Here is a 26,404-nt window from a genome sequence, read left to right on the forward strand (position 1 = left end):
CGGAGGCGCGCACGGGGGTGCGGCCGTTGCTGTCGGACCGGGCGACGGCGGTGGGGGCGGTGCGGCGGTCCGGGCCGGTGGGCGTGGGGTCGCCGGCGGTGGCCGGGACGACCTGGACCGGGCTGCCGGGGGCCTGCGGCCGGGCGCTGCCCGGCCCGGTGCCGAAGAGGTCCGGGCCGCCCAGGGCGCCGCCCACGACGACGGCCACGGTGCCGGCGACGACGGCCCGCCGCGCCAGCTGCCCGAGACCGGAAGGGGCGTTGGGCGCCGGTTCCGCGGGCGGCGCGGAACCGGCCGTCCCCGGGGCCCCGCCGGGGCCGCTGCCGGGGGCAGTGGCGGCACAGGCCGTCATGGGCCCTCCGGCGGGGAACGCTCCGGTCACCCGGGCGAGCAGGGCGGTGCCGACGGGGACGAGTCCGAGGCCGGCCAGCAGCCCTTCCGCGGGCACGAGCGCGGACCAGTGCCCGCCGCACTCCGCGCAGCCGCGTGCGTGCCGGGCGATGCGCTTGCGCCACAGCGGGCTCGGGACGCCGTCCCAGCTGCCGAGGACGCGGGTGAGCTCGTGGCAACGCGGGTCCGTGGCGAGCGCCCGGACGACGACACGGGCCGTCTCCAGCTGGGCCTTGGTCCGCTGGACCCGGACGGCGGTGTACTGCGGTGAGCGGCCCAGGGCCGCGGCGACCTCGGTGCGGCTCAGCTCGCCCGCGGCCTCCTGCCACCACAGGGCCATGACGACCTGGTCGTCGCCGTCGAGCCAGCGCGTGGCCTGCGCCGCCTGTCTTCGCTGTCCCTGCAGTCCGAGGCGGATGATCGACCACTCGACGAAGTCGGGCTCGGGGGCGGCGGCTTCGCCGACCTCCTGCAGATCGCCGGACGGCGCGTCCTTGCGGTCCTTGAGCTCCTTGCGCCAATGGCTGCGGATCTGGTTCATGGTGATCGCGACGAGCCACGAGCGGAACCCTTCGGGGTCCTGCAGCGCGGGCAGGCCCGCGACCATGCGGATCATGGTCTCCTGCACGACGTCGTCGACGTCCGCGTGCCCGTTCAGGGCGCGGCCGACGATGTTGTAGACCAACGGCAGGCAGGCGGCGACCAGCTGGTCCTGCGCGGCGTCGTCCCCGCCGCGCGCCGCCTCGACCACGCCGGCCGTGCTGTCCAAGTTCACGTTCCGCGCACCCTCTTTCCGCTGTTTCCGCTCCGCCGCGTCAACGGCCTTACGCATGGGAGACCAGCGGGCGCGCGGCGGATAACAGAAAAACCTGAAGCTGGGCGGAATCTTTTTTGCGGAAGTGGGTATGACGGGTGCTCACACCCGGGCGAGAGCCCGGCTCCCGGCCCCGTTCCGGCCCGTACGGCGCCGGTAGTAGGCGATGGTCACGGCCGTCAGGAGCGGCGGCCAGGCCAGCAGGGGCAGGTAGCAGCCGGCGAGGAGCGCGTCCTGGGCCGGGCTCCCCTGCCAGATGGCCTGCTGCGGGTTCACGTAGGGGGCGCAGAAGAACCAGACGGCGAGGCCCGTCAGCGCCGTCGCGCCCAGCAGCGCCGGGACCACCGCCGCGAGCGGGCGCACCGTGCGGCCGCCCAGCAGGGGTATCCACCGCGGCACGACGTCGCCCCAGGACCGTACGAGTCCGAGCGTGAGCAGGGCGAGGGCCTCGGAGACCACGGTGAGCGAGAGGACGTACACGGCTCCCCAGACGGACATGTCACCGTCGGGCGGGGCCACCGGCAGCCCCGCGACGAGTGCGATGCGCCACAGTCCCGACGGCAGGGTGACGAGGGGTACGGCGTGGGCCGCGAGGACGGCCCACCGGGGCACGGTGGGCAGGGCGTTCATCTTCAGCATGGGATCCATGCTGGTGGCAGGGCCGGGCTCCCGCGTCCGCCCACAGGAGGGACCTCCTCCGCCGCGCGGCGGAGAACGGGCCGCCGGTCAGGCCCGGTCGGGCCCGTCAGGGGGCGTCCCCGGCCTCGACGGCGACGAGTTCGACCTCGAAGCCGTCCTCGTTCTCCAGGTAGGCGGCGTAATGTCCGGCCCCGCCGGCGAAGGGGTGCCGGTCGGGGAACATCAGCCGCCAGCCGTGGGCGGGAGCCGCCTCCACGAGCCCGTCGACGGCCGCCCGGCTCCCGACGCGGAAGGCGACGTGGTTCATGCCCGGCCTGCACCGCTCGTGGGTGCCGCCCGTGAGCGCGGGCGACTGCTCGACGACGAGGTAGAAGGCGCCGCGCCGCCAGCTGCGGCCGTGCTCCCAGTGCTGGTGGGGCGTGCAGCCCAGGGCGCCGAGCAGCCAGCCGAAGCTCTTCTCGGCCCGCTGCAGGTCGGGCACCCACAGCTCCAGATGGTGCAGCACGCCCACGCCCCCCGGTTTCAGCGGATCGGTACGTCCGAGATCGTACGGGCGATCACCAGCCGCTGGATCTCGCTCGTGCCCTCGAAGACCGTGTAGATGGCGGCGTCGCGGTGCATGCGCTCCACCGGGTACTCGCGCGTGTAGCCGTTCCCGCCGAGGATCTGCATGGCCTGGGCCGTGACGGCCTTCGCCGTCTCGCCCGCGAAGAGCTTGGACATCGAGCCCTCCGCCGCGGTGAAGGGCTTGCCCGCGGTGGCCATCCAGGACGCGCGCCACACCAGCAGCCGGGCCGCGTCGATGCGGGTGCGCATGTCGGCGAGCTGGAAGGCGACGCCCTGGTTGTCGATGACGGGCCGGCCGAACTGCACGCGCGTCTGGGCGTAGTCGAGCGCCACCTCGTACGCGGCGCGGGCGATGCCGACGGCCTGGGCGCCGACCGTGGGGCGGGAGGCCTCGAAGGTGGCCATGGCGGCGTTGTGCGTACGGGCGCCGCCGGTGCGCACGCGTTCGCGGGCGCGGGCCAGGCGCTCGTCCAGCTTGTCCTTGCCGCCGAGGAGGCAGTGGCCGGGCAGGCGGACGCCGTCGAGGACGACTTCGGCGGTGTGCGAGGCGCGGATGCCGTGCTTCTTGAACTTCTGCCCCTGGGAGAGCCCCGGGGTCCCCGGCGGGACGATGAAGGAGGCGTGGCCGCGGGCGCCGAGCTCGGGGTCGACCACGGCGACGACGACGTGGACGTTGGCGATGCCGCCGTTGGTCGCCCAGGTCTTCGTCCCGTTGAGGACCCATTCATCCTTGGCCTCGTCGTAGACGGCGCGGGTACGCATGGCGGAGACGTCCGAGCCCGCGTCCGGCTCGGAGGAGCAGAAGGCGGCGATCTTCACGTCGGTGGCGTCACCGTACATCTGCGGGAGCCAGGTGCCGATCTGCTCCTCGGTGCCGTTGGTGAGGACGCCGATGGCGGCGAGCCCGGTGCCGGTGATGGCGAGACCGAGGCCCGCGTCGCCCCAGAAGAGCTCCTCCATGGCCATGGGGATGCCGAGGCCGGTGGGGTCGAAGAACTGCTGGGCGTAGAAGTCGAGCGAGTACAGCCCTATGCGGGCGGCCTCCTGGACGACCGGCCAGGGGAACTCCTCGCGCTCGTCCCACTCGGCGGCGGCCGGGCGCATCACCTCGGCGGCGAAGCCGTGGATCCAGTCGCGCACCCCCCGCTGGTCCTCGTTGAGCTCCATCGTGAATTCGGCCATGACCTCTCCCACCCCTGTCCCGCATCCGTCCCGCCCCTGCAGCAACCCTTACTCGCGGTAACATGAGTATGTTACCGGCGGGTAGTAGTGTCAACCGTCTCGCCTCCCGGATTCGCCGGGTAGGGCGGGTGTTACGTTGCGCAGGCGTCAGGAATCACAGGGGCGGGGAGGCAGGTCATATGGAAACCAGTCAGCGGGAGGACCAGCAGCACGCGGCGGAGCGCCGCCGCAAGGAGCTGCTCGAAGCGGCGGACCGGGTGGTGCTGCGGGAGGGCCCGGGGGCGTCGATGAACGCCATCGCAGCCGAGGCGGGCATCACCAAGCCCATCCTCTACCGGCACTTCGGCGACAAGGGCGGGCTCTACCGCGCCCTGGCCGCCCGCCACACCGACGCGCTGCTCGTGGGCCTGCGGGCCGCGCTGGACGCCCCGGCCGAGCGCCGCGACCGCGTCGAGCGGACCCTCGACAGCTATCTCGCGGCCATAGAGGCCCGGCCGCAGGTCTACCGCTTCCTGATGCACCCCGCCGACGAGGGCCACCCCTCCGACCAGGGCGAGCAGGGCTTCGACGTCGGCCGGCACTCGGCGCCGCTGCTGCGGCGGATGGGCGAGGAGCTCGCCCAGGTCATATCCGAGCGCGTCGACCTCGGCCCGGACAGCGACGAGCTGTCGCGCGCCTGGGGCCACGGCATCGTCGGCATGATGCACGCCGCGGGCGACTGGTGGCTGCGCGAGCGCCCCTTCCCGCGGGAGCACCTGGTGCGCCACCTCGCGGATCTGCTGTGGGGCCGGCTCGCCTCCTCGGGCGACCTGCCGGGCGGCCCGGGCTTCTGACGCGCGCCGCGGCCGCCCGCCCGTACGTATGCGCGCCGCGGCGCCCGCCCGTACGCCCTACGCCGTACGGGCCGGCTCCGGCTGCGCCTGTGTGCTGCCCGCCCACGGCGCACGGCGGACGGCCCGCAGCGCGCGGCGGCGGCGCAGCCCCGTCACGTGGTCGAGGTAGAGCCCGCCGTCGAGGTGGTCGCACTCGTGCTGCAGGCAGCGGGCGAAGAAGCCGGTGCCGGTCACGCGCGCCGGGGCGCCGTCCAGGGTGAAGCCCTCCACCACGGCGCGGTCGAAGCGCGGCGTGCCCGCCTCGATACCGGGAACGGACAGGCAGCCCTCCGGCCCGCGGACGGTGACGCCGTCGGCCTCGACGAGCCGGGGATTGACCAGGTGGCCCAGGTGGCGGCGGTCCTCGTCGTCCGGGCAGTCGTAGACGAAGACGCGCAGCGGGACGCCGATCTGGTTGGCCGCGAGGCCCACGCCGGCCGCGGCGTACATCGTCGCGAACATGTCCTCGACGAGCTGCGCGAGGGCGTCGTCAAAATCCGTGACGTCCTCGCAGGGGGTGCCGAGCCCGGTGTCGCCGAGCAGCCGCATGGGCCGCACACGTCCGGAAGAGCCGGGGATGGAGCCGTTTCGCATGGGTCAACCCTACGTTCCGTGGGCGGCCGGTTCGGGCCTGCGGCCGGATCTCGATAGGCTGATCCCCGACCGGGCCTCCTGGCTGGCGATTCGGCACGGAGGGGGCGTTCCACCACCGGCGGACCAGGGACGGGCACGGCGCCGGAACAAGGAGGATCTAGGACGATGGCAGGCAACTCGGGGCCACTGTCGCCGCGGGCCAAGCTGGCCGTGACGGCAGGCAAGGCGGCTGCGGCGGTGTCGCGGGCCGCGGGCCGTGGCAGCGGATCGGTGATCGGCGGCAAGGTCGCGCTCAAGCTCGACCCCGACCTGCTGGCCCGGCTGGCGACCCACCTGGACGTGGTCCTGGTGTCGGCCACCAACGGCAAGACGACCACGACCCGGCTGATCGCGGAGGCGCTGCGCGCCAGCGGACCGGTCGTGTCCAACGCGCTGGGCGCGAACATGCCGGCGGGCATCACCTCGGCCCTGGCGGGCGGCTCGGACGCGCGCTACGGCGTGATCGAGGTGGACGAGAAGTACCTGGCGGGTGTCGCCCGGGACGTCTCCCCCAAGGCCATAGCGCTGCTGAACCTCTCGCGCGACCAGCTCGACCGGGCCGCGGAGACGCGCATGCTCGCCGAGAAGTGGCGTGAGGGCCTGGCGGGCAGCAAGGCGGTGATCATCGCCAACGCCGACGACCCGCTGATCGTGTGGGCGGCCTCGTCGTCGCCGAACGTGGTGTGGGTGGCGGCCGGCCAGGAGTGGAAGGACGACGCCTGGTCCTGCCCGTCGTGCGGCGGCGTCATGCAGCGCCCCGGCGACGACTGGTTCTGCGGCGAGTGCGGCTTCCGCCGGCCGACCCCCAGCTGGGCGCTGTCGGGCGACTACGTCCTCGACCCGCACGGTTCGGCCTGGCCGATCCACCTGCAGCTGCCGGGCCGGGCCAACAAGGCGAACGCCACCACCTCCGCGGCCGTCGCGGCCACCTTCGGCGTCCCGCCGCAGGTCGCCCTGGAGCGGATGTACCAGGTGCAGGCGGTCGCGGGCCGGTTCGACGTGGTGCAGTTCCTCGGCCGCGACATCCGGCTGCTGCTGGCCAAGAACCCGGCCGGCTGGCTGGAGACGTTCTCGCTGATCGACGGGCCGCCGGCGCCGGTGATCCTCGCGGTCAACGCCCGCGGCGCGGACGGCACCGACACCTCGTGGCTGTGGGACGTGGACTACCCGCGCCTCGCCGGCCACCCGATCTTCGTCATCGGCGACCGCAAGCTGGACCTGGCCGTCCGGCTGGAGGTCGCGGGCCTGGACTTCCGGGTCTGCGAGACCGTCGACGAGGCGGTGCAGCAGTGCCCGCCCGGCAAGATCGAGCTGATCGCCAACTACACGGCGTTCCAGGACGTCCGCCGCCGCGTCGGCAACTGACCCCGCCGAGACTGACAGGATTGTGAGCATGAGCCAGAACAGCCTGCGTGTGGTGTGGGTCTACCCCGACCTGCTCAGCACCTACGGCGACCAGGGCAACGTCCTGGTCCTGGAGCGGCGGGCGCGGCAGCGCCGGCTGGATGTCCAGCGCGTGGACATCCGGTCCGACCAGCCCATCCCGACCTCCGGGGACATCTACCTGATCGGCGGCGGCGAGGACCGCCCGCAGCGGCTCGCGGCCGAGCGGCTGCGCCGCGACGGCGGCCTGAACCGGGCCGTCGCCAACGGCGCGATCGTCTTCTCGGTCTGCGCCGGGTACCAGATCCTGGGCCACGAGTTCATCAACGACCTGGGCCAGCGCGAGCAGGGCCTCGGCCTGCTCGACGTCATCAGCACCCGTGGCGAGGGCGAGCGCTGCGTCGGCGACGTCCTCGCGGACATCGACGAGCCGCTGGGCCTGCCGCCGCTGACGGGCTTCGAGAACCACCAGGGCATCACCCACCTCGGCCCGACGGCCCGCCCGTTCGCCCGCGTGCGCTACGGCAACGGCAACGGCACGGGCGACGGCTTCGAGGGTGCGTACAACGACACCGTCTTCGGTACGTACATGCACGGCCCGGTGATGGCCCGTAACCCGCACATCTCGGACATGCTGATCAAGCTGGCGCTGGACGTCAACGCCCTGCCGCCGGTGGACGACCGCTGGTACGAGGCGCTGCGCGCCGAGCGGATCGCCGCGGCGACCCAGTCGGCGTAGCCCTGGCGACCGCATGACGGACGGTCGCGTCCCCCGCCGCCTACCGCTAGTAAGGTGGCGGGGACGCAACCGGACGACGGGGTCCGGTCTCCCGCCCTGTTGCGAAGGTTTCCCCCTGTCATGCGCATTGGTGTACTCACCTCCGGTGGCGACTGCCCCGGTCTGAACGCCGTCATCAGGTCCGTCGTGCACCGCGCGGTCGTCGACCACGGCGACGAGGTCATCGGCTTCCACGACGGCTGGAAGGGCCTCCTCGAAGGCGACCACCGCAAGCTCGACCTGGACGCGGTGGCCGGCATCCTGGCCACCGGCGGCACGATCCTCGGCTCCTCGCGGGTGCAGCCCGCTCAGCTGCGCGACGGCGTCGAGCGCGCCAAGGGCCACGTGGCCGACCTCGGCCTCGACGCCGTCATCCCCATCGGCGGCGAGGGGACCCTCAAGGCCGCCCGCCTGCTGTCCGACGCGGGCCTGCCGATCGTCGGCGTGCCCAAGACCATCGACAACGACATCGCCTCGACCGACGTCACGTTCGGCTTCGACACGGCCGTGGGCGTGGCCACCGAGGCGCTGGACCGGCTGAAGACCACCGCCGAGTCGCACCAGCGGGTGCTGATCGTGGAGGTCATGGGCCGCCACACCGGCTGGATCGCCCTGCACTCGGGCATGGCCGCCGGAGCGCACGCCATCGTCGTGCCCGAGCGGCCCTTCGACATCGACGAGCTGACCGAGGTCGTCGGCCGGCGCTTCGAGGCCGGCAAGCGCTTCGCGATCGTCGTCGTCGCCGAGGGCGCCAAGCCCCGCGCGGGCTCCATGGCCTTCGAGACCGGCGCCACGGACGTCTACGGGCACGAGCGGTTCGCCGGGGTGGCCCGGCAGCTCTCCGACGAGCTGGAGCGGCGCCTGGGCAAGGAGGCCCGGCCGGTGATACTCGGCCACGTGCAGCGCGGCGGCACCCCCACCGCGTACGACCGCGTCCTCGCGACCCGCTTCGGCTGGCACGCGGTGGAGGCGGTGCACCACGGGGCGTTCGGCATGATGACGGCCCTGCGCGGCACGGACATCACGCTGGTGCCGCTGGCGGACGCCGTCGAGCGGCTCAAGACCGTGCCGCAGGAGCGCTACACCGAGGTCGAGTGCGTGCTCTGAGCCGTCCTCCCCCGCCCTCCGGGGGGGCGCCCCCGGCCGCGGGCGCGGCCCGGGGCGCCTCTACTCTGGTTCCGGCGCATCGGTGCGAAATGGGAGAGAGCGGATGGATCACAGCGGGCACGGCATGATGCACATGGACATGCCGCCGTTCACGCTGGAGCGGGGTCTGCAGTTCAGTGGCGATCCGTTCTTCATGACCGGCTGTCTGCTGGCGCTGGCCCTCTACGGCTGGGCGGTGGTGCGGCTGCGGCGGCGCGGTGACGCCTGGCCGGTCGGCCGGACCGTCGCGTTCGTCCTCGGTGTGCTGACCGTGTGGCTGGTGATGTGCACCAAGCTCAACGACTACGGCATGGTCATGTTTAGCGTGCACATGGTGCAGCACATGGTCATCAGCATGCTGTCGCCGATCCTGGTCCTGCTCGGCGCCCCGGTGACGCTGACGCTGCGGGCGCTGCCGGCGGCCGGGCGCGGCCGCAAGGGCCCCCGCGAGTGGCTGGTCGCCCTCCTGCACAGCCGCTACATGCGGATCATCACGCACCCGGTCTTCACCATCCCGCTGTTCATCGCGAGCCTGTACGCGCTGTACTTCACCCCGCTCTTCGACTTCCTGATGGAGTCGAAGACCGGGCACATCGCGATGATGGTGCACTTCCTCGCCGTGGGCCTGGTGTTCTTCTGGCCGATCATGGGCGTGGATCCGGGCCCGCACCGGCCGGGCTACGTGATGCGGATGCTGGAGCTGTTCGCCGGCATGCCCTTCCACGCGTTCTTCGGCATCGCGCTGATGATGGCCTCGGAGCCGATGATCGGCACCTACATGCACCCGCCGGCCTCGCTGGGCATCGACGCGCTGGAGGACCAGCAGGCGGGCGGCGGCATCGCCTGGGCGTTCAGCGAGATCCCGTCGGTCGTGGTGCTCCTCGCGCTGGCCTACCAGTGGTACCGCTCCGAGCAGCGGCAGGCCCGCCGCTCGGACCGGGCCGCGGACCGCAACGGCGACAAGGAGCTGGAGGCCTACAACGCCTACCTCGCCTCGCTGCGCTCGCGCGAGACCTGAGACGGGCGCGTGCGTGCGCGGGGAGGCGTGCGCGCGAGCTCTGGCGGCAGGGGCCGCGGCCGGGAGACCATGGACTCCAGGCCGCGGCCCCTTTTGCGCACCGGCGCACTCCGGGCCGCCGTGAGGAGGTGCGGGATGCCCGGATCGGCGAAGGCGATGGCGGGGCTGACGGTGGGGGGCCTCGTCGTGGTGACCGCGTACACGGTGACCATCGGCAGCAACGGCTGGCTGTGGTTCGCGTGGGTGATGCTGTCGCTGCTGACGATAGGAACGCTCGTGGCCCGGGGGACGTGAGCGGGGGCGCCGGCCGGGGCGCGGGCGGTTTCAGAAGCGGAAGACCGGGCCGGTGGCCACGTCGAGCGCGCAGGCGTTGGGGAAGGTCTTGTGCCAGACGACGGGGCGTCCGTTCCAGTTGCCCTCGGCGGTCGCGGTCACCGGGTCGTACTCGCGCGTGCACTGGTGCCCGGCCCCGGCCACCCGGCCGGGGTCGCCCTTCGCGCGGTGCAGCGTCGTGCACGCCTCCGAAGCGTGGGGGTGGTGGCCGCCGCCCTCCGGGCAGCTGAGCTGGACCCCGCGGATCCAGGTGTTCTGCGCGCCGGAAACGGTGAGGAAGAACCGCCCGTCGGTGCCGTCCACGCCGCCGGAGGAGCCCTGCCACTCGTCCGCCGCGGCGGGCGGGGAAGCCAGGGCGAAGAGCGCGGCGGCGGTCGCCGCGGCGGCCACGGTGGTACGGGGTACGGACATCGGTGCCTCCTGGGGCGCGGGGGTGCCCGGGCCAAGGCCATCGCGCGCGGACCGCGCCGGGCAAGCTGCCACACCGTGCCGTCGCCCGGGTGGCGGCGGCAGGTCACCCGGCCGGTCCTCGGGCGCCGCCGGTCCGGGGCGGCAGGGCGCTGACGGCCGTCGGCGCAGGACGATCGGCCGTGGGCAGGGCCACCGTACCGCCCGTAACGCCCTTGCCAGAGCCCGGTGATGCCGGGAGCGCGGGGCAACGCACGACGGACGGGGGCGCGTTGGAGTGCGGGACGGTGCGGGGGCGCATACGGCTTCCGCTTACCGCCTCGGCGAGGGCGGCCCTTCCGTCACCGCTGCCCGGTCAGGCACGGACCGCCCCGCACCGCCGCCAGCCACTCAGCCCGCAGCCGCTCGTAGGCCCTGCGCTCCTCGCCGTCGAGCCTCCGTCCGCGGCGCTCCGCCAGGAACGCACGGATAGCGTCGTTGATCTCCTCGGGCGACCGGGGGGTGAGGTCCGGGTTGGCGGGCATGTGCACAGGCTACGAGGAGCGGGCGGCCAAAACACCGAGAACCGGCGAGGTTCGCAGAATGCTCATCAAATGGTCATCCAGCCTGATACGTCCCCGATACGTCCCTGATGCCCTTCCCCGTTCCCGCGGACGCGGCGGCGCCCCGGTCGGACCGGGGCGCCTGGTGGTGCGGTGGAACGCTTACGGCTACTTCACCGCGGCGGGCTTCGGCGGGACCGGGGTGGCGTGCGGGGCGCACGTCACGTCCTTGGCGTCGACCTTGCCCTCGAGGAGGTAGGCGTCGAGCTTCGCGTTGACGCAGGGGTTGGCCTCACCGGTGACGCCGTGCGAGCCGGCGCCCTTCTCGGTGATCAGGCGGGAGCCCTTGAACCGCTTGTGCAGCTCCACGGCGCCCGCGTACGGGGTGGCCGCGTCGCGCTCGCTCTGGATGATGAGGGTCTGCGGCAGGCCCTTGTGCGTGGTGACCTCGATGGGCGTGCCCTGGGGGCCCTTCCACGTGGCGCACGGCAGGTTCATCCAGGCGTTGGCCCAGGTCATGAAGGGGGCCTGGCGGTGGATGCGGGTGTTGTCGCGGTCCCACTTCTTCCAGCTGGTGGGCCACTTGGCGTCGGCGCACTCGACCGCCGTGTAGACGGCGTTGCTGTTCTCGGCGGTGATGTTGCCGGCCGTGTTGGACAGGTCGGGACCGGCGGCCTCGACCAGCGCCTTCTCGTCACCGGCGACGTACTTGCTCCAGGTCTCGGCGACCGGGACCCACGAGGAGTCGTAGTACGCCGCGCCCTGGAAGTAGCTGATCAGCTCGGCCGGGCCGACGACCCCGCCGACGGGCTTCTTCTTGGCGGTCGCCCGCAGCTTCTCCCAGTTCTTCTGGACCTGGTCCCGGGTGGCGCCGAGGTGGAAGGTGGAGTCGTACTTGGCGACCCACTCCTCCCAGTCCTTGAAGCGGGCCTCGAAGGCGACGTCCTGCTCCAGGTTGGCCTGGTACCAGATGTTGTCCTGGGCCGGGTTGACGACGCTGTCGACGACGAGGCGGCGGACGTGGGTCGGGAACAGGGTGCCGTAGACGGCGCCGAGGTAGGTGCCGTAGGAGACGCCCAGGTAGTTGAGCTTCTTCTCACCGAGGGCGGCGCGGACCACGTCGATGTCGCGCGCGGTGTTCGCCGTGGTGAGGTACGGCAGCAGCTTGCCGCTGCGCTCGGCGCAGCCGTCGGCGTACTGCTTGGCGAGCTTGCGCTGGGCGCGCTTGTCGGCCTCGCTGTCGGGCACCGGGTCGGGCTTGGGCGCGGCCACGAACTTCTGCGGGTCGACGCAGGAGATCGGGGCGGAGTGGCCCACGCCGCGCGGGTCGAAGCCCACGAAGTCGTACGCCTTGGCCGTCTTCGCCCAGAGCGGGGCCTTGGTGGTGATGCGGCGCGGGAACCTCATGCCGGAGCCGCCGGGGCCGCCGGGGTTGTAGAGGAGGGCGCCCTGGCGCTCGTCCGCGGTGCCGGTCGAACGGGCCCGGTCCACTGCGATCTTGATGGTGGGGCCGTCCGGCTTGGCGTAGTCGACGGGGACCGTGACGTAGCCGCACTGGATGGGCTTCTCGAGGCCCCAGGAGGCAGGACAGTCCTGCCACTTGATGCCCGCCTTGGCCGCGCGCTCGGCGGCCGCCTTCACACCGCGGGCCTCTGCGGCCCCGCCCGGCACGCGCTCGCTCGCGCCGGCGGCCGGGGCGGTCAGGAACCCGGCCACCAGCGCGCCGGTCACCAGGGTGCCGGCCGCGCCGAGTATTGACGTGTGTCTCACGTAGGAATCCCCCTGCTGGATACGCCGCTTGAGGCGGCGGAGATGCTGCAGGGGGATCCTTTCGTCTCCCATCCCACAAAGGACAGGTCGTACGAGTGTTCTTTACTAATCCGTAAGAATGATGAAACACACGGTGACACATGTGGTGGCATTCATCCCCGGTGCACCACATGGGCCGTATCGCGCTATCTGCCGATATCCATCCCCAAGAGCCCGGTTTCGAGCACCGTTCGCAGCTGCAGGCCGTCCGGCGCCACGGCACTGACCAGTGCGGCCGGGCCGGCCAGCGGGGCGACGACGGCCGCCGGACCGAGCGTCCGCGGCGCGACCGGGGCCTGCGCGAAGGCCGGGTCCACGACGAGGAGTTGGCCTGCCGCGCGATGGCCCCCCAGGACCGCCCCGCCGTCCCAGCCGGGCACCCCCGGACCGTACGACAGCTCCTGATCGTAGAGCAGCCGCCCGCCGCGCCGCACGGTCAGCCGGGCGGTCAGCCGGCCCGGCCGCTCCCCCGCGCGCCCCAGGACCTGCTCCTCCCGGAAGACCAGCCGGGCGGTCGGGGCGAGTTCCACGCGCGTGGTCATCCGCAGGTCGCCGCCGCGCGCGGAGATCAGCGGTTCCGGGAGCCAGCGCAGCTCGGCGCCCTCGCCGACGCGGATGCGGACGTCGTACGTGGCCGGTGCGCCCGTGCGGCCGGGCAGGGCGATGGTGGCGGCCGTGGTCGAGAAGTGCACCACGGCACCCTCCTCCACGTCGGCGGACAGCGCGAGGGCGTCGCCGCCCAGCGGTGCGCTCATCGCGCCGACCAGGCACACCCGCGCCTCGGGCCCCGCGCAGCGCAGCCGCCGCAGGGCGAACGGGCCGCCGCCGTCGAGCACGGGCAGGGCGGTGCCGCCCCTGCCGTCCGCGACGGCCACGATCCGGGCGGAGGCCAGCAGCCCCGGCCCCTGCGGTGGCGCGGGGGCGGCGGCGAGAGCCGTCACGAGGACGCGGTCCAGGCGGCGAGCTGTGCGCGCACCCACGTCGTGACCGGCTCCACGCCGCCCTCCGTGACGAGGGAGGTGAACACGGCCGGGAGTTCGCCCCGCTGCGCCTTGGCGTCGCGGGCCATCCCCTCCAGATCGACGCCGACGTACGGGGCGAGGTCGGTCTTGTTGACGACGAGCAGGTCGGCGGTGGTGATGCCGGGGCCGCCCTTGCGCGGGATGTCGTCGCCGCCCGCGACGTCGATGACGAAGATCTGCGCGTCCACCAGACCCTTGGAGAACGTGGCGGTCAGGTTGTCGCCCCCGGACTCCACCAGGACGAGGTCGAGCGGGCCGACCGCGTCCTCCAGGTCCTCCACGGCCTCCAGGTTGGCGGAGATGTCGTCGCGGATGGCGGTGTGCGGGCAGGCTCCCGTCTCGACGGCGGTGATCCGCTCCGCGGGCAGAACGGCGTTGCGCAGCAGGAACTCGGCGTCCTCGCGGGTGTAGATGTCATTGGTGACGACGGCGATGGACAACTCCGCGCGCAGCGCCCGGCAGAGCGCGGCGACGGTAGCCGTCTTCCCCGACCCGACGGGCCCGCCGAGCCCGATCCTCAGGGCCCGGCGCGTCCCGTCGGGGCGGACGGGGGAAGCGGCGCTGTAGCTGTGGCGGTGGGGGTAGGTCTCGGGGTGGTCGAGGTGCATGGTCCCTCCGGGGGTTCGGTGTTGGGTACGGCTCCGGTGGCTGCGGCTACCGCCGGACTTCCGGCCGTGGGGCGTGCCGCCGTCGTTGCCGTGGGAAGGTGTGTCCGCCGCGGTGGGGGCCCGGTGGGCCGCGGAGTGTGTCGGCCACGGTCGGCCCCGGCGACCGGACGTTCCGCCGGTGCCTCGCCGCGGGGGTCTCGCCGTGGCGGCGGGACGGATGCTCGCCGCGGGGGCGTGGCCCCGCATCGGGGCCACTTGCCCGGCACGGCAGTGCGACACCACCACGGCCAAGACCCGGCCGACAGCCAGGACATCGCACGTGCCGACTCCCACGACCCCGCATTCCGCCGGACCCTCGCCGCGGGGGTGTCTCGCCATTGCGGCGGGATGGATGCTCGCCGCGGCGGAGAAGGCCCGGCAGACCGTCGGGGCGCGCTCGGCCCGGCCCCGCGCGGGGGGATCTCGTCGCTGCGGCAGGCGCGATTCTTCCGCCGCGACGGAGAAGGCCCGGCAGACCGCCGGGGCGTCGCTCGGCCCGGCCCCGCGCGGGGGGTCTCGCCGTTGCGGCAGGCGCGATTCTTCCGCCGCGACGGAGAAGGCCCGGCAGACCGTCCGGGCGTCGCTCGGCCCGCCCCCCCCCGCGCGGGGGATCTCGTCGTCGCGGCAGGCGTGATTCTTCCGCCGCGACGGCGGGACGGCACGACGGTGGTGACCGGCGGTGCCGGAACCACCGGATCGGCGGTCGAGGGCCACTGGGCGGCGGTCATCAGCTGGCGAAGAGGCGTACGGGCCAGGTCGCATGGTGTTCCGCCGTGATGTCGAGGAGGGGGGCCGCGGCGGCCGGGAGGGCGTCCTCGCCCTCGACGGCCGCTCGCGCCGCCGCCTCGCAGGCGTGCAGGGCGACGGCGTCGAGCTCCGGGGCGAGCCGGGCCAGCACGGACGTGGCGTCGAAGGGGTCGAGGCTCAGCAGGCGTACGGCCGCGGTGGCCGGGCCGCTGACCGACTCGTGGACGGCGGCGTAGGCGGCGTCCAGCGGGCGGAGTCCGGCGGACCGGGCCGCGAGGCCCAGGACGACCGGCTGGTGGGCGCCGCGCGGCCGGGCCGCGGCGAGGGCGTCGAGCGCGTCGGAAGGCCAGGCGGCCCGGGCGGCGCGCATCATCTGCCGACCGAGGCGCCGCGCGGTGGCGCGCAGGGCCGGTACGGGGGTGCGGGCGTCCGCGGCGTCGTCGAGGGCGAGCGGGTCGAGGCCTGCGGCGGCCGCGGCGGCGAGGGCGGCCGCGGTGAGCCCGGCGGTGTGCAGCCGGCCCCGGCAGAACTCCTCCAGCGTCCGGCCGTCGGTGATCCGCCCGGCTTCGACGGCGGCCTCGGCCCCGCCGGAGTGGGCGTGCCCGCCCGCGGGGAAGCGGCCGTCGGCGAGGACGAGGAGGGCGGCGAGGCCGCCGGTCCTCGTCCCGCCCGGCGGTGCGGGGACCGTGAGCGCCTCGGTCGTCGTTCTCATCGGACCCTTCAGAAGAGGAAGTAGCGCTGGGCCATCGGCAGCTCCGCCGCCGGCCTGGGTTCGATCACTTCGCCGTCGACGGTGACGGTGAACGTGTCGGGGTCGACCTCCACCCTCGGCCGTGCGTCGTTGTTGCGCATGTCCGCCTTGGTGACGCCGCGCGTGGACCGTATGGGGACGAACCGCTTGCCCAGCCCCAGCCGTTCCGGGAGTCCGTCGTCCATGGCCCACTGGGTGACGAAGTTCAGGGAGTTGGCGGCGGGCGCACGCCCGTGGGCGCCGAACATGGGGCGCGGCAGGACCGGCTGCGGGGTGGGGATGGAGGCGTTCGCGTCGCCCATTTGCGCGTAGGCGATCTGGCCGCCCTTGATGACGAGTTGCGGCCGTACGCCGAAGAAGGCGGGGTCCCACAGGACGAGGTCGGCGAGCTTGCCCGGCTCCACGGAGCCGATCTCGTGGTCGAGGCCCTGCGCGACGGCCGGGTTGATGGTGTATTTGGCGACGTAGCGGCGGGCGCGCACGTTGTCGGCGGGTCCGTCGCCGGGCAGGGCGCCCCGGCGGGCCTTCATCACGTGTGCGGTCTGCCAGGTGCGCAGCACGATCTCCCCGATGCGGCCCATCGCCTGGGAGTCGGAGGAGATGATCGAGATGGCTCCGAGGTCGTGCAGGACGTCTTCGGCGGCGATGGTGCCGGGCCGGATGCGGGATTCGGCGAAGGCGAGGTCTTCGGGGACGGCCGGGTTGAGGTGGTGACAGACCATCAGCATGTCGAGGTGTTCGTCGACGGTGTTGACGGTGTGCGGCCGGGTGGGGTTGGTGGAGCTGGGCAGGACGTTGGTCTCGGAGACGACGGTGATGATGTCGGGGGCGTGCCCGCCGCCGGCGCCTTCGGTGTGGTAGGCGTGGATGGAGCGGCCGGCGATGGCGGCGAGGGTGTCGCCGACGAAGCCGGCCTCGTTGAGGGTGTCGGTGTGGATGGCGAGCTGGGCGCCGCTCTCCTCGCACACGGACAGGCAGGCGTCGATGACGGCGGGGGTCGCCCCCCAGTCCTCGTGGATCTTGAAGCCGACGGCGCCGGCCCGCAGCTGGGCGCGCATCGAGTCGTACGAGACGGTGTTGCCCTTGCCCAGCAGGCCGAGGTTGACGGGGTAGCCCTCCATCGCCTCGAACATCCGGGCGAGGTGCCAGGCGCCGGGGGTGATGGTGGTGGCCTTGCTGCCCTCGGCCGGTCCGGTGCCGCCGCCGAGCAGGGTGGTGACGCCGGAGGCGAGGGCCTCGTCCGCGGCCTGCGGGCAGATGAAGTGGACGTGGGCGTCGACGGCGCCGGCGGTGAGGATCTTGCCGTTGCCGGCGATGACTTCGGTCTCGGGTCCGATGACGAGGTCGGGGTGGACACCGTCCATGGTGTCGGGGTTGCCGGCCTTGCCGACGCCGGTGATGCGGCCGTCGCGGATGCCGATGTCGGCCTTGACGACGCCCCAGTGGTCGAGGACGAGCGCGCCCGTGATGACGGTGTCGGGCGCTCCGTCGGCCCGGGTCGCGCGGGACTGGCCCATCGACTCGCGGATGACCTTGCCGCCGCCGAAGACGGCTTCGTCGCCCGCGTGGCCGGGTCCGCCGCTGCGGTCCTCCTCGATCTCGACGACCAGGCCGGTGTCGGCGAGGCGCACGCGGTCGCCGGTGGTCGGCCCGTAGAGGCCGGCGTAGGCGACGCGGCTGAGTTCAGTCATCGAGCGGTCCCCCGCACTCGCCGCGCAGTCCCTCGACGATGCGCTTGCCGGCGATGGGGACGAGGTCGACGCGGAGGGGGATGCCCGGCTCGAAGCGGACGGCGGTGCCGGCGGCGATGTCGAGGCGCTTGCCGCGGGCCGCCGCGCGGTCGAATTCCAGGCCCGGGTTGGCCTCGGCGAAGTGGTAGTGCGAGCCGACCTGCACCGGGCGGTCGGCGGCGTTGAGCACGGTGAGCCGGGTGCGGTGCAGTCCCTGGTTGAGGGCCACGGGCTCGGCGGCGTACAGGATTTCTCCGGGGATCATCGCGGGGTCCTCCCCGTCAGCAGATCGGTTCGTGGACGGTGACGAGCTTGGTGCCGTCGGGGAAGGTGGCCTCGACCTGGACGTCGGGGATCATCTCGGGGATGCCCTCCATGACCTCGTCGCGGGTGAGCACCTTGCGCCCGGAGGACATGAGCTCGGCGACGGTGCGGCCGTCCCGGGCGCCTTCGAGGACGTGGACCGTGATCAGGGCCACCGCCTCGGGGTGGTTGAGGAGCAGGCCCCGGGCCTTGCGCTGGGCGGCCACGTCGGCGGCCACGTGCAGGAGCAGTCGTTCCTGCTCGCGCGGGGAGAGTTGCATGCGTCCCACCTCACTGTCGTCCCAGGTGTCCCGGATGGACGCACCGGGACGCTACCCGAGTTCAACACGGTGTTGACCTGGGGTTCTTCGGCCGGAGGCCAGTGATTGCAGATTAGGGCGCAACCTTTTCCAACGCGTTAACTGACTCTTTGCGATGCCATGGCCAGGGGCCCGGGCGCCGCCTGTCGTCTGCATCTACTGGATCTTCTGGGCCGGATCATGGCCGTCCGTCCGCACGACACGTACCGCCGGCTACGGGCGGCGCAGACCATGGTCGTCGCGGCGGTGCGGCGGCACCCCGGCTCGCACACACGCACGAAACGGGTGAACGGAAGGTGCGAGCGGGTCATGCCGACGCGGAGGAGACGGGTCCCCGGCGCAGAGCGCCGGGGGCGAAGGGATCTCCGCGCCATGTGCGCCGGAGGGCCGGGGGTCCGCACCCGAATAAACCCCGGTCCCCTCCATGGAGGATCACGGCGTAGACGGGCCGCGGTGATCGATTTGGCGCGGGCGGCCGGATTGCGCCCGGGCCGGTACGAACCGCCGCAGGCCAGCGCCTCAGCCGGCTTGCGCGCACCCCATCAAATCGCCCCGCGTCCAGCGGAATTGCCCAGGAGTGATCAGGCTCACATACCCCTGGATCCGCTCGGAAACGGCACGACGGCTGCGCCAAGATCCCTGCGACGACAAGACCCCGCCACCCCGGCGGGGCGGTCCGGGCGGACGCCGAACCCTGCCGCCGCCCGGATGCAGGTCGACTTGAGTGCAACGGCAGGGATGGAGGACCCAAGAGTGGTGGGACGACCAAGAGTAGTGCGGTCGGCCCTTGGGGTGAAGCCGTTGACAGCGGCCGGGCAACCTTCGCCTGCCCGAACCCGACAGGTCATCCTTCACAGGCGGCTGACGAAGGGTTAGCGCATGGGCGCGCACAAACGTCCGTCAAAGCTGTCCAGGGCCGGTGCCGCATCGGCCCTCACTCTCGCCGCCGTCGGGGCCACCGTGCTGGCCCCGGGCGGCGCGGCAGAGGCGGAGGCGACCACCGTCTCCACCCAGGCACTGCGGATCGCGGCCTCGAAGCAGGGTTCCCCCTATCAGTGGGGGGCGACCGGACCCCACCGGTTCGACTGCTCGGGCCTGACGCTCTACTCCTTCAAGCGGGCCGGGAAGTCCCTGCCCCGCACCGCCGCCCAGCAGTACAACAGCACCCGTCACATCCCCCGCTCCGCACGCGAAAGCGGCGACCTCGTCTTCTTCGTCTCGGGGCGCGGGATCTACCACGTGGGGATATACGCCGGGGGCGGCCGCATCTGGCACGCCCCCAAGACCGGCGCGGTCGTCCGCCTGGAGCGGATCTGGACCAACAGCGTCCTGTACGGCAGGGTCGGCTGACCCGGCGTCACCGGCCCGGCCGGCGATCCCGGACGGCACGGTGACGCGACTCCTCGCACCCCCCGCACCTCCCCGCACGAGGGCCCGGAGCGGCCCGAGGCCCCCCGCACCCCGTGCGGGGGGCCTGGCCGGCCGGAGGGGAGTTCAGCGCTCCGCGCTGACCGGCGCGGTCCAGGGGAGGGAGATCCACACCGTCTTGCCGCCGTCGGAGGTCGGCGTGCAGAACAGCCGCCCCCCGTGCTCGGCGGTCAGACAGCGGATGATCACCATGCCGCGGCCGTTGTCCTGCTGGACCGCGGCGGGCAGCCGCCGGGGGAAGCGCGGGTGGCTGTCGGTGACGCCGATGCGCAGCTGCTGGTCGCGGTCGAGACGGACGTCCACGGTGAAGGTGGGCGACTGTCCCCGGGTGTGCTGCACGGCGTTGGTCGCGAGCTCGGAGACGATCAGGCGCACGGTCTCGGAGGTGTCGGTCCCGCCCGGGAGGCCCCAGTCCGCCAGCACCTCCGCGACGTAGCGGCGCGCCGTGGAGACCGAGGCGGGGGCGCTCGGCAGCGTGACGGTGGCTTCTTGGTGGTCTGCCATGGCGGTGGCCCTTTCAGCCGAGGTCCCGCCGAGACCGGACTTGCGGTGCACCGCCGCGGAAGGACGGGAAGGGCGCCGTGAGTCATGGGGGTCGTGAGCGGCCTCGGACGGCTCTGCGCGACAGACTGCCACTGATAACGCCTGTGATGGGAGCGATCCCCCAAGATATGCATATATCTGTCGCCCGAAGCAGTGAACTCTACGACGAGCGACCGGATTCACGCGGCACACTGGGCTATTGACACTGACGTATGACAGTGACAGCAGACCCAGGGGAGGGCCCATGCGGTACGGACCGGCGGTACGCCGCCGCAAGCTGGGGGCGGAGCTGCGCCGCCAGCGCGAGCTGGCCGGGCTGACGAGCCTGGAGGCCGCGCGCGCGGTGGGCTGGCACCAGTCGAAGGTCAGCCGGATCGAGACGGGCAGCAGTGGCGTGAAACCGGCGGACGTGGCCCGCCTGCTGGACGCCTACGGGGTCACCGACACCGAACTGCGCGCACTGCTGGGGGCGCTGTGCGGCGCGGGGTCCACCGAACCGGGCGAGGGCGCGGGGGCCCGGCGCGGCTGGTGGTACGCCTACCGCGACCGGCTGCCACCGGCCTATCTCGACTTCATCAGCCTGGAGTCGGAGGCCTCGCGGTTAAGCACCCTGGAGACCACCGTGGTCCCCGGCCTGCTGCAGACGCCCGCCTACGCCCGCGCCGTGACCCGCGCGGCCCTCGGCGATCCGGCGCCGGAGCAGGTCGAGGAGCTGGTGCGGGTGCGCCTGGCGCGCCAGGCGGTGCTCCGGGGCGAGCAGCCGCTGGAGGTGTGCGCCGTGCTGGACGAGGCGGTACTGCGCCATGAGGTCGGCGGGCCGGAGGTCATGGCCGGGCAGTTGCGGCACCTGGTGGAGACGGGATCGCTGCGGCACGTGCGGCTGCACGTCCTGCCGTTCTCCAGTGGCGGCCATATCGGCATCACCGGGCCTTTTGTTATTTTCTCATTTCCGCGCATTGCTGATCTGGATGTGGTTGTTCTCGACCACTTGACGAGTAGCCTCTACCTGGAGCGGAAAGAAGACCTCCGGGCGTACGGCGCGGCCTTCACGACGCTGCGCGAGAACGCCCTCTCGCACGAGAAATCGCTGGAATTCATCGCCGGGATCAACGACGGCGCGTAAGGAGGCACCATGTCCGCAATGCCTCGGTACGTACCCCACCGTTCCACCCCTCCAGCTCTTTCCCTTCCCCTGCTCCGCGACGCCCCGTGGCGCCGCAGCAGTTACAGCACCGGATACAACAACTGCGTCGAGACGGCCGGACCGCTCCCCGGCCGCCTCCTCGCCGTGCGCGACTCCAAGCGGGCCGGCGGTCCCGCGCTCGTCTTCCGCTCCGCCGCGTGGTCCCGCTTCGTCGAGGGGCTGCGCGACGGCGGGACCGACCGGCCCTGACCCAGGTCCCTCCCGGCACGCTCAGGCGGCCGGCGCGGTCCTGATGATCGCGTCGGCCGCTGCCGTCACCTGCTCGTCCGACAGGTCGGCCCGCGCCGTCAGCCGCAGCCGGGAGACGCCGTCCGGCACGGACGGCGGCCGGAAGCAGCCCACCGCGATCCCCGCCTCCCGGCAGTCCGCGGCCCACCGCACCGCCGCCTCCGGCGAGGGGGCCCGTACGGACACCACCGCCGCGTCGGGCCGTACCGCCGCGAAGCCCGCCGCCACCAGCCTGCGGTGCAGCTCGGCCGCGATGTCCCGGACGCGCCGCGCGCGCTGCGGCTCGCGCCGCAGCACCGCGAGGGCCGCCAGCGCGGCACCGGCGGCGGCCGGGGCGAGGCCGGTGTCGAAGATGAACGTGCGGGCGTTGCTCACCAGGTGCCTGATCACCCGCTGCGGGCCGAGCACCGCGCCGCCCTGGCTGCCCAGCGCCTTCGACAGCGTCACCGTGGCGACGACGTCCGGGTCCCCCGCCAGTCCCGCCGCGTGCACCGCGCCCCGGCCGCCCTCGCCGAGGACGCCGAGCCCGTGTGCGTCGTCCACGAGCAGGGCCGCGCCGTGCGCGCGGCACGCCCCGGCGAGCGCGGGCAGCGGGGCGGCGTCGCCGTCGACGGAGAAGACGGAGTCGGTGACGGCGAGCGCGCGGCCGTCGTGGGCGGCCAGGGCCTTGCGGACGGCGTCCGGATCGGCGTGCGGCACGACCGCCTTCTCGGCGCGGGCCAGCCGGCAGCCGTCGATCAGGGAGGCGTGGTTGCCCTCGTCGCAGACGAGCAGGGCCGGGCCGCCGTCGCCGGCGGGCCCGGCGAGCGCGGTGACGGCGGCGAGGTTGGCCGCGTAGCCCGAGGAGAAGACGAGGGCGGCCTCGAAGCCGCAGAAGGCGGCGAGCTCCTCCTCCAGCCGGGCGTGCAGGGCGGTGCTGCCGGTGACCAGGCGGGAGCCCGTCGCGCCGGCGCCCCACCGGACGGCGGCCGCGGCCGCGGCCTCGGTGACCTCCGCGTGGCGGGTCAGGCCCAGGTAGTCGTTGCCCGCGAGATCGGTCAGCGGCGAGTCGGCCGGGCGGGGCCGCAGGGTCCGTACGAGCCCGGCCGCCAGGCGCCGCTCGTGGTGCGCGTCGATCCAGGCGAAGGGGTCCCGGAGGCGGGCCCGGGGCGTGTCCCCCGGGGCGTCCCGGGGCGAGTCCTGAGGCATGCGGCCGTCCTTCGGCGTTCCAAGGGGCTGGGGCCGGTTCTGTGGAGCCCGGATAGAACCTCCGTAGAAGGTAGCGGGCGTCACACCTGGTCAGGGTGTGGCAATACACACACATCAATCGGCGGGTGTTGTGCGATCCCTACCTTGGCCAGGGGTGTGGCCGTGAGCGAGGATCACCGCCATGGACCTGCTGAACACGCTGGTGGACAAGGGGCTGCGGCGCGAGCTGCCGACCCGCGAAGAGGCGCTCGCCGTGCTGGCGACCTCCGACGACGACCTGCTCGACGTGGTGGCTGCGGCCGGCAAGGTGCGCCGCAGGTGGTTCGGGCGCCGGGTGAAGCTGAACTACCTCGTCAACCTCAAGTCCGGGCTCTGCCCGGAGGACTGCTCGTACTGCTCGCAGCGCCTCGGTTCCAAGGCCGGGATCCTGAAGTACACCTGGCTCAAGCCGGAGGAGGCCTCCAAGGCCGCGGCCGCCGGTGTCGCCGGCGGCGCCAAGCGGGTGTGCCTGGTCGCCAGCGGTCGCGGGCCCACGGACCGGGACGTCGACCGCGTCTCCAAGACCATCGAGGCGATCAAGGAGCAGAACGAGGACGTCGAGGTGTGCGCCTGCCTCGGACTGCTCTCCGCGGGCCAGGCCGAGCGGCTGCGCGCCGCCGGCGCCGACGCCTACAACCACAACCTCAACACCTCCGAAGCCACCTACGGCGACATCACCACGACCCACACCTACGCCGACCGCGTCGACACCGTGCAGCAGGCGCAGGCCGCGGGCATGTCCGCGTGCTCCGGGCTGATCGCGGGCATGGGCGAGAGCGACGAGGACCTCGTCGACGTCGTCTTCTCGCTGCGCGCCCTGGACCCGGACTCGGTGCCGGTCAACTTCCTCATCCCCTTCGAGGGCACTCCGCTGGCCAAGGAGTGGAACCTCACGCCGCAGCGGGCGCTGCGCATCCTCGCGATGGTGCGGTTCGTCTGCCCCGACGTCGAGGTGCGGCTGGCCGGCGGGCGCGAGGTGCACCTGCGCTCGATGCAGCCGCTCGCGCTGCACCTGGCCAACTCGATCTTCCTCGGCGACTACCTCACCAGCGAGGGCCAGGAGGGCAAGGCCGACCTGGACATGATCGCGGACGCCGGCTTCGAGGTGGAGGGCGCGGACACGACGACGCTGCCGGCCCACCGCGCGGACGTCGCCGCCGCCGAAGCCTCCGGCTGCGGCGGGGGCTCGTGCGGGCCCTGCGGGGACGGCGGTGCGGCCCCGGCCGCGGAGCCCGAGGCCGGTGCCGTGTCCGAGGCCGCGGCGGACTCCGAGGCCGGCGCCGGCGCCGGACGGGAGGCCCGTACGGACCTCGTCGCCGTGCGGCGCCGCGGCGCGGGGACGGACCTGCCCCCCAATGCCTGAGCCGCTCACCCCCGGCGAGCTCCTCGCCCTCGACCGGCAGCACGTGTGGCACCCCTACGGTCCGATGCCGGGCCGCCAGGAGCCGCTGCTCGTGGAGTCCGCGTCGGGGGTGCGGCTGCGGCTCGCCGAACCGGTCGACGGCGTGGGCGAGTTGATCGACGGGATGTCGTCGTGGTGGTCCGCCGTCCACGGCTACAACCACCCCGTCCTCAACGAGGCCGCGCGCGAGCAGCTCGGGCGGATGAGCCACGTGATGTTCGGCGGGCTCACCCACGAGCCCGCCGTGCGGCTGGCCGCCCGGCTGGTGGAGATCACCCCCGAGGGGCTGGAACACGTCTTCCTCTGCGACTCCGGTTCGGTGTCCGTCGAGGTCGCCGTCAAGATGTGCCTGCAGTACTGGCGCTCGGCCGGACGGCCCGAGAAGCGCCGGCTGATGACCTGGCGCGGCGGCTACCACGGGGACACCTGGCAGCCGATGGCCGTGTGCGACCCGGACGGCGGGATGCACGAACTGTGGTCCGGGGCGCTCCCCGAGCACGTCTTCGCGGACGCGCCGCCGGCCCTGTCCGCCGGTGCCGGGGCCGTGGAGGCGTACGCGGCGCACCTGCGCGAGACGCTCGCCGCCCACGCCCACGAGCTCGCGGCGGTCATCGTCGAACCGGTGGTGCAGGGAGCGGGCGGGATGCGCTTCCACGACCCCGCCCTCCTGCGGGTGCTGCGGGAAGCGTGCGACGAGCACGACGTGCTCCTCGTCTTCGACGAGATCGCCACCGGGTTCGGCCGCACGGGCCGGCTGTTCGCCGCGGAGCACGCCGGGGTCACCCCCGACGTGATGTGCCTGGGCAAGGCGCTCACCGGCGGATACCTGACCATGGCGGCGACGCTGTGCACGGCGCGGGTCGCCGACGGCATCTCGCAGGGCGAGGTGCCGGTGCTCGCGCACGGGCCGACGTTCATGGGCAATCCGCTCGCCGCGGCCGTGGCGAACGCCTCGATCGACCTGCTGCTGGAACAGGACTGGCAGACGGAGGTCAAGCGCATCGAAACCGGCCTGCGGGACGGCCTCGCCGAGGCGGCCGCGCTGCCGGGCGTGCGGGACGTCCGCGTCTTCGGCGCGATCGGCGTCGTCCAGCTCGACCACGAGGTCGACGTCGCGGCGGCGACGCGCGCGGTGGTCCGCGAGGGCGTGTGGCTGCGCCCGTTCCGGGACCTGCTGTACGTGATGCCGCCGTACATCACGGGCGACGAGGACCTGGCCCGGGTGTGCACGGCGGTCCGCGCGGCGGTCCGGGTCGCGTGACGCGGGACCGCGCGGTCGCCTGACGGCGGGGCCCTGCCCCACGGGGTGGCCCGGCACCGCCGGAATGCGCCGCGGGGGCTGATCGCCGCCGCGGCGGAAGGAAGCCCGGAGGGGCGCTGGTCGCACATACGCGCAAGGGCGTCCGGGCCGCGGGCCGGCACCTGGTCACCGGCCGCATCTTCTTCCGCCGCCGCGGCGCGCAGCCACCCCCCGGGGAGCCCGGCGGTGCCGTGCTCGATCAAGTTGTCAGTGACCACGAAACGGAGAACCGAACACCATGACCGTACTGGTCGTCACAGGGACCGGGACCGAGATCGGGAAGACCGTGGTCACCGCCGCCGTCGCGGCGGCGGCGCGAGCCGCGAGCCGCTCGGTGGCCGTGCTCAAGCCGGCGCAGACGGGTGTCGCACCCGGTGAGCCGGGGGACGTCGCCGAGGTGCGGCGGCTCGTGGGGGGCGGGGTGACCGGGGAGGAGCTCGGGCGGTTCCCGGAGCCGCTCGCGCCGGGCACGGCCGCGGCCCGGGCCGGGCTGCCGCCCGTGCGCCCGCCGCAGATCGCGGAGGCGGCCTCGCGGCTCGCCGGAACCCACGACCTGGTCCTGGTGGAGGGCGCCGGCGGTCTCCTGGTCCACCTGGACGAGGAGGGCACGACCCTCGCGGACGCGGCCCGCCTGCTGGACGCCCCGGTGCTGGTCGTCGTGCAGGCCGGTCTGGGCACGCTCAACACGACCCAGCTCACCGCGGAGGCCCTGCGCGCCCGCGGCCTGCGCTGCCGGGGCGTGGTGATCGGCAGCTGGCCGGCCGCCCCGGACCTGGCGATGCGCTGCAACCTCGCCGACCTGCCGAAGGCGGCCGGCGCCCCGCTGCTGGGCGCCGTCCCGGAGCGCGCGGGCGCCCTCGCGCCGGAGGCGTTCCGCGCGGCGGCCCCCGGCTGGCTGGCGCCGGAGCTGTCCGGCACGTGGGACGCGGAGGGCTTCGCAGCGGCACACCGCTGACCCCGCTCTCCCCGGCCGCCCCACCCACCTCTCCCGCCCCAACTACCGCGGCCGCAGCGGACATTGCGGCGCGCCGACGGTGC

28 protein-coding genes and 1 riboswitch are annotated in these 26,404 nt (G+C 73.5%); of the genes, 12 read left to right on the forward strand and 16 right to left on the reverse strand.

Going from position 1 to position 26,404, the window contains the following annotated elements:
- The 4 genes from ACSNOG_RS09440 to ACSNOG_RS09455 all read right to left on the reverse strand — a co-directional run.
- A partial coding sequence (locus ACSNOG_RS09440; protein ID WP_436752120.1) for an RNA polymerase sigma factor occupies positions 1-1,165 on the reverse strand: 1,165 nt, incomplete at its 3' end.
- Between the two features lie 141 nt (positions 1,166-1,306).
- Positions 1,307-1,843, reverse strand: a complete 537-nt coding sequence (locus ACSNOG_RS09445) for a hypothetical protein (protein ID WP_436752121.1) — start codon at positions 1,841-1,843, stop codon at positions 1,307-1,309.
- 106 nt (positions 1,844-1,949) lie between these two features.
- Positions 1,950-2,348, reverse strand: a complete 399-nt coding sequence (locus ACSNOG_RS09450) for a VOC family protein (RefSeq protein ID WP_436752122.1) — start codon at positions 2,346-2,348, stop codon at positions 1,950-1,952.
- Positions 2,349-2,365: 17 nt separating this feature from the next.
- The gene (locus ACSNOG_RS09455; RefSeq protein ID WP_436752123.1) at positions 2,366-3,592 is read right to left on the reverse strand and encodes an acyl-CoA dehydrogenase family protein; all 1,227 of its coding nucleotides are present in this window, start codon (positions 3,590-3,592) and stop codon (positions 2,366-2,368) included.
- Between the two features lie 179 nt (positions 3,593-3,771).
- Here ACSNOG_RS09455 and ACSNOG_RS09460 point away from each other — a divergent pair, with 179 nt between their 5' ends.
- A complete protein-coding gene (locus tag ACSNOG_RS09460) occupies positions 3,772-4,425 on the forward strand; it encodes a TetR family transcriptional regulator (RefSeq protein ID WP_179079763.1) in 654 nt (217 codons plus the stop codon).
- Positions 4,426-4,482: 57 nt separating this feature from the next.
- Here the strand turns inward: ACSNOG_RS09460 and def are convergent, their stop codons facing one another.
- Entirely contained in the window at positions 4,483-5,058 is a 576-nt protein-coding gene (gene def, locus ACSNOG_RS09465) for a peptide deformylase (RefSeq protein WP_436752124.1), read from the reverse strand.
- A 165-nt stretch (positions 5,059-5,223) separates the two neighbouring features.
- On the opposite strand from def, the gene ACSNOG_RS09470 reads away from it, so the two are divergent.
- From ACSNOG_RS09470 to ACSNOG_RS09490, 5 genes are all read left to right on the forward strand, one after another.
- Positions 5,224-6,462, forward strand: a complete 1,239-nt coding sequence (locus ACSNOG_RS09470; protein WP_058041481.1) for a MurT ligase domain-containing protein — start codon at positions 5,224-5,226, stop codon at positions 6,460-6,462.
- A 28-nt stretch (positions 6,463-6,490) separates the two neighbouring features.
- Complete coding sequence (locus ACSNOG_RS09475; RefSeq protein WP_058041480.1) at positions 6,491-7,219, forward strand: type 1 glutamine amidotransferase; 729 nt, start codon at positions 6,491-6,493, stop codon at positions 7,217-7,219.
- A gap of 120 nt (positions 7,220-7,339) precedes the next feature.
- The gene (locus tag ACSNOG_RS09480) at positions 7,340-8,365 is read left to right on the forward strand and encodes a 6-phosphofructokinase (protein WP_436752125.1); all 1,026 of its coding nucleotides are present in this window, start codon (positions 7,340-7,342) and stop codon (positions 8,363-8,365) included.
- A gap of 103 nt (positions 8,366-8,468) precedes the next feature.
- Complete coding sequence (locus ACSNOG_RS09485) at positions 8,469-9,422, forward strand: cytochrome c oxidase assembly protein (protein WP_436752126.1); 954 nt, start codon at positions 8,469-8,471, stop codon at positions 9,420-9,422.
- 135 nt (positions 9,423-9,557) lie between these two features.
- Positions 9,558-9,716, forward strand: a complete 159-nt coding sequence (locus ACSNOG_RS09490; RefSeq protein ID WP_436752127.1) for a hypothetical protein — start codon at positions 9,558-9,560, stop codon at positions 9,714-9,716.
- Positions 9,717-9,746: 30 nt separating this feature from the next.
- Here the strand turns inward: ACSNOG_RS09490 and ACSNOG_RS09495 are convergent, their stop codons facing one another.
- From ACSNOG_RS09495 to ACSNOG_RS09535, 9 genes are all read right to left on the reverse strand, one after another.
- Positions 9,747-10,166, reverse strand: a complete 420-nt coding sequence (locus tag ACSNOG_RS09495) for an SSI family serine proteinase inhibitor (protein ID WP_436752128.1) — start codon at positions 10,164-10,166, stop codon at positions 9,747-9,749.
- 338 nt (positions 10,167-10,504) lie between these two features.
- Positions 10,505-10,687 carry a hypothetical protein gene (locus tag ACSNOG_RS09500; protein ID WP_436752129.1) on the reverse strand — a complete coding sequence of 61 codons (183 nt, stop codon included), beginning with the start codon at positions 10,685-10,687 and terminating at the stop codon, positions 10,505-10,507.
- 186 nt (positions 10,688-10,873) lie between these two features.
- Positions 10,874-12,475 (reverse strand): alpha/beta hydrolase, encoded by a 1,602-nt coding sequence (locus tag ACSNOG_RS09505; protein ID WP_436752130.1) that lies wholly within the window; start codon positions 12,473-12,475, stop codon positions 10,874-10,876.
- Between the two features lie 185 nt (positions 12,476-12,660).
- Positions 12,661-13,494: an urease accessory protein UreD gene (locus ACSNOG_RS09510; protein ID WP_436752131.1), complete on the reverse strand. Its 834-nt coding sequence runs from the start codon at positions 13,492-13,494 to the stop codon at positions 12,661-12,663.
- Positions 13,452-14,144: an urease accessory protein UreG gene (gene ureG / locus ACSNOG_RS09515; RefSeq protein WP_436752132.1), complete on the reverse strand. Its 693-nt coding sequence runs from the start codon at positions 14,142-14,144 to the stop codon at positions 13,452-13,454. The genes ACSNOG_RS09510 and ureG overlap by 43 nt, the downstream gene beginning before the upstream one ends.
- A gap of 766 nt (positions 14,145-14,910) precedes the next feature.
- The gene (locus ACSNOG_RS09520; protein WP_436752133.1) at positions 14,911-15,642 is read right to left on the reverse strand and encodes an urease accessory protein UreF; all 732 of its coding nucleotides are present in this window, start codon (positions 15,640-15,642) and stop codon (positions 14,911-14,913) included.
- 8 nt (positions 15,643-15,650) lie between these two features.
- Positions 15,651-17,372: an urease subunit alpha gene (locus ACSNOG_RS09525; protein WP_436752134.1), complete on the reverse strand. Its 1,722-nt coding sequence runs from the start codon at positions 17,370-17,372 to the stop codon at positions 15,651-15,653.
- Positions 17,365-17,676 (reverse strand): urease subunit beta, encoded by a 312-nt coding sequence (locus ACSNOG_RS09530; protein WP_436752135.1) that lies wholly within the window; start codon positions 17,674-17,676, stop codon positions 17,365-17,367. The genes ACSNOG_RS09525 and ACSNOG_RS09530 overlap by 8 nt, the downstream gene beginning before the upstream one ends.
- Before the next feature lie 16 nt (positions 17,677-17,692).
- Positions 17,693-17,995 (reverse strand): urease subunit gamma, encoded by a 303-nt coding sequence (locus ACSNOG_RS09535; protein ID WP_436752136.1) that lies wholly within the window; start codon positions 17,993-17,995, stop codon positions 17,693-17,695.
- 730 nt (positions 17,996-18,725) lie between these two features.
- A riboswitch (cyclic di-AMP (ydaO/yuaA leader) is annotated at positions 18,726-18,909 on the forward strand.
- Positions 18,910-18,913: 4 nt separating this feature from the next.
- On the opposite strand from ACSNOG_RS09535, the gene ACSNOG_RS09540 reads away from it, so the two are divergent.
- Positions 18,914-19,384 carry a C40 family peptidase gene (locus ACSNOG_RS09540; protein WP_436752137.1) on the forward strand — a complete coding sequence of 157 codons (471 nt, stop codon included), beginning with the start codon at positions 18,914-18,916 and terminating at the stop codon, positions 19,382-19,384.
- A gap of 144 nt (positions 19,385-19,528) precedes the next feature.
- On the opposite strand, the gene ACSNOG_RS09545 is transcribed toward ACSNOG_RS09540, so the two are convergent.
- Positions 19,529-19,966, reverse strand: coding sequence for an ATP-binding protein (locus tag ACSNOG_RS09545; RefSeq protein WP_336013110.1), 438 nt, complete (start codon positions 19,964-19,966; stop codon positions 19,529-19,531).
- A 283-nt stretch (positions 19,967-20,249) separates the two neighbouring features.
- On the opposite strand from ACSNOG_RS09545, the gene ACSNOG_RS09550 reads away from it, so the two are divergent.
- Positions 20,250-21,128 (forward strand): helix-turn-helix domain-containing protein, encoded by an 879-nt coding sequence (locus tag ACSNOG_RS09550; protein ID WP_436752138.1) that lies wholly within the window; start codon positions 20,250-20,252, stop codon positions 21,126-21,128.
- A gap of 9 nt (positions 21,129-21,137) precedes the next feature.
- Positions 21,138-21,398, forward strand: coding sequence for a DUF397 domain-containing protein (locus tag ACSNOG_RS09555; RefSeq protein ID WP_436752139.1), 261 nt, complete (start codon positions 21,138-21,140; stop codon positions 21,396-21,398).
- Between the two features lie 21 nt (positions 21,399-21,419).
- Here the strand turns inward: ACSNOG_RS09555 and ACSNOG_RS09560 are convergent, their stop codons facing one another.
- A complete protein-coding gene (locus ACSNOG_RS09560; protein ID WP_436752140.1) occupies positions 21,420-22,625 on the reverse strand; it encodes an 8-amino-7-oxononanoate synthase in 1,206 nt (401 codons plus the stop codon).
- A 181-nt stretch (positions 22,626-22,806) separates the two neighbouring features.
- On the opposite strand from ACSNOG_RS09560, the gene bioB reads away from it, so the two are divergent.
- From bioB to bioD, 3 genes are all read left to right on the forward strand, one after another.
- The gene (gene bioB, locus ACSNOG_RS09565; RefSeq protein WP_436752141.1) at positions 22,807-24,027 is read left to right on the forward strand and encodes a biotin synthase BioB; all 1,221 of its coding nucleotides are present in this window, start codon (positions 22,807-22,809) and stop codon (positions 24,025-24,027) included.
- Positions 24,020-25,327 carry an adenosylmethionine--8-amino-7-oxononanoate transaminase gene (locus tag ACSNOG_RS09570; protein WP_436752142.1) on the forward strand — a complete coding sequence of 436 codons (1,308 nt, stop codon included), beginning with the start codon at positions 24,020-24,022 and terminating at the stop codon, positions 25,325-25,327. Before bioB ends, ACSNOG_RS09570 begins: the two co-directional genes overlap by 8 nt.
- 277 nt (positions 25,328-25,604) lie before the next feature.
- The gene (bioD, locus tag ACSNOG_RS09575; RefSeq protein ID WP_436752143.1) at positions 25,605-26,321 is read left to right on the forward strand and encodes a dethiobiotin synthase; all 717 of its coding nucleotides are present in this window, start codon (positions 25,605-25,607) and stop codon (positions 26,319-26,321) included.
- Positions 26,322-26,404: the final 83 nt, after the last annotated feature.

Source organism: Streptomyces sp. URMC 124, from assembly GCF_051386455.1.
GTDB lineage: Bacteria > Actinomycetota > Actinomycetes > Streptomycetales > Streptomycetaceae > Streptomyces.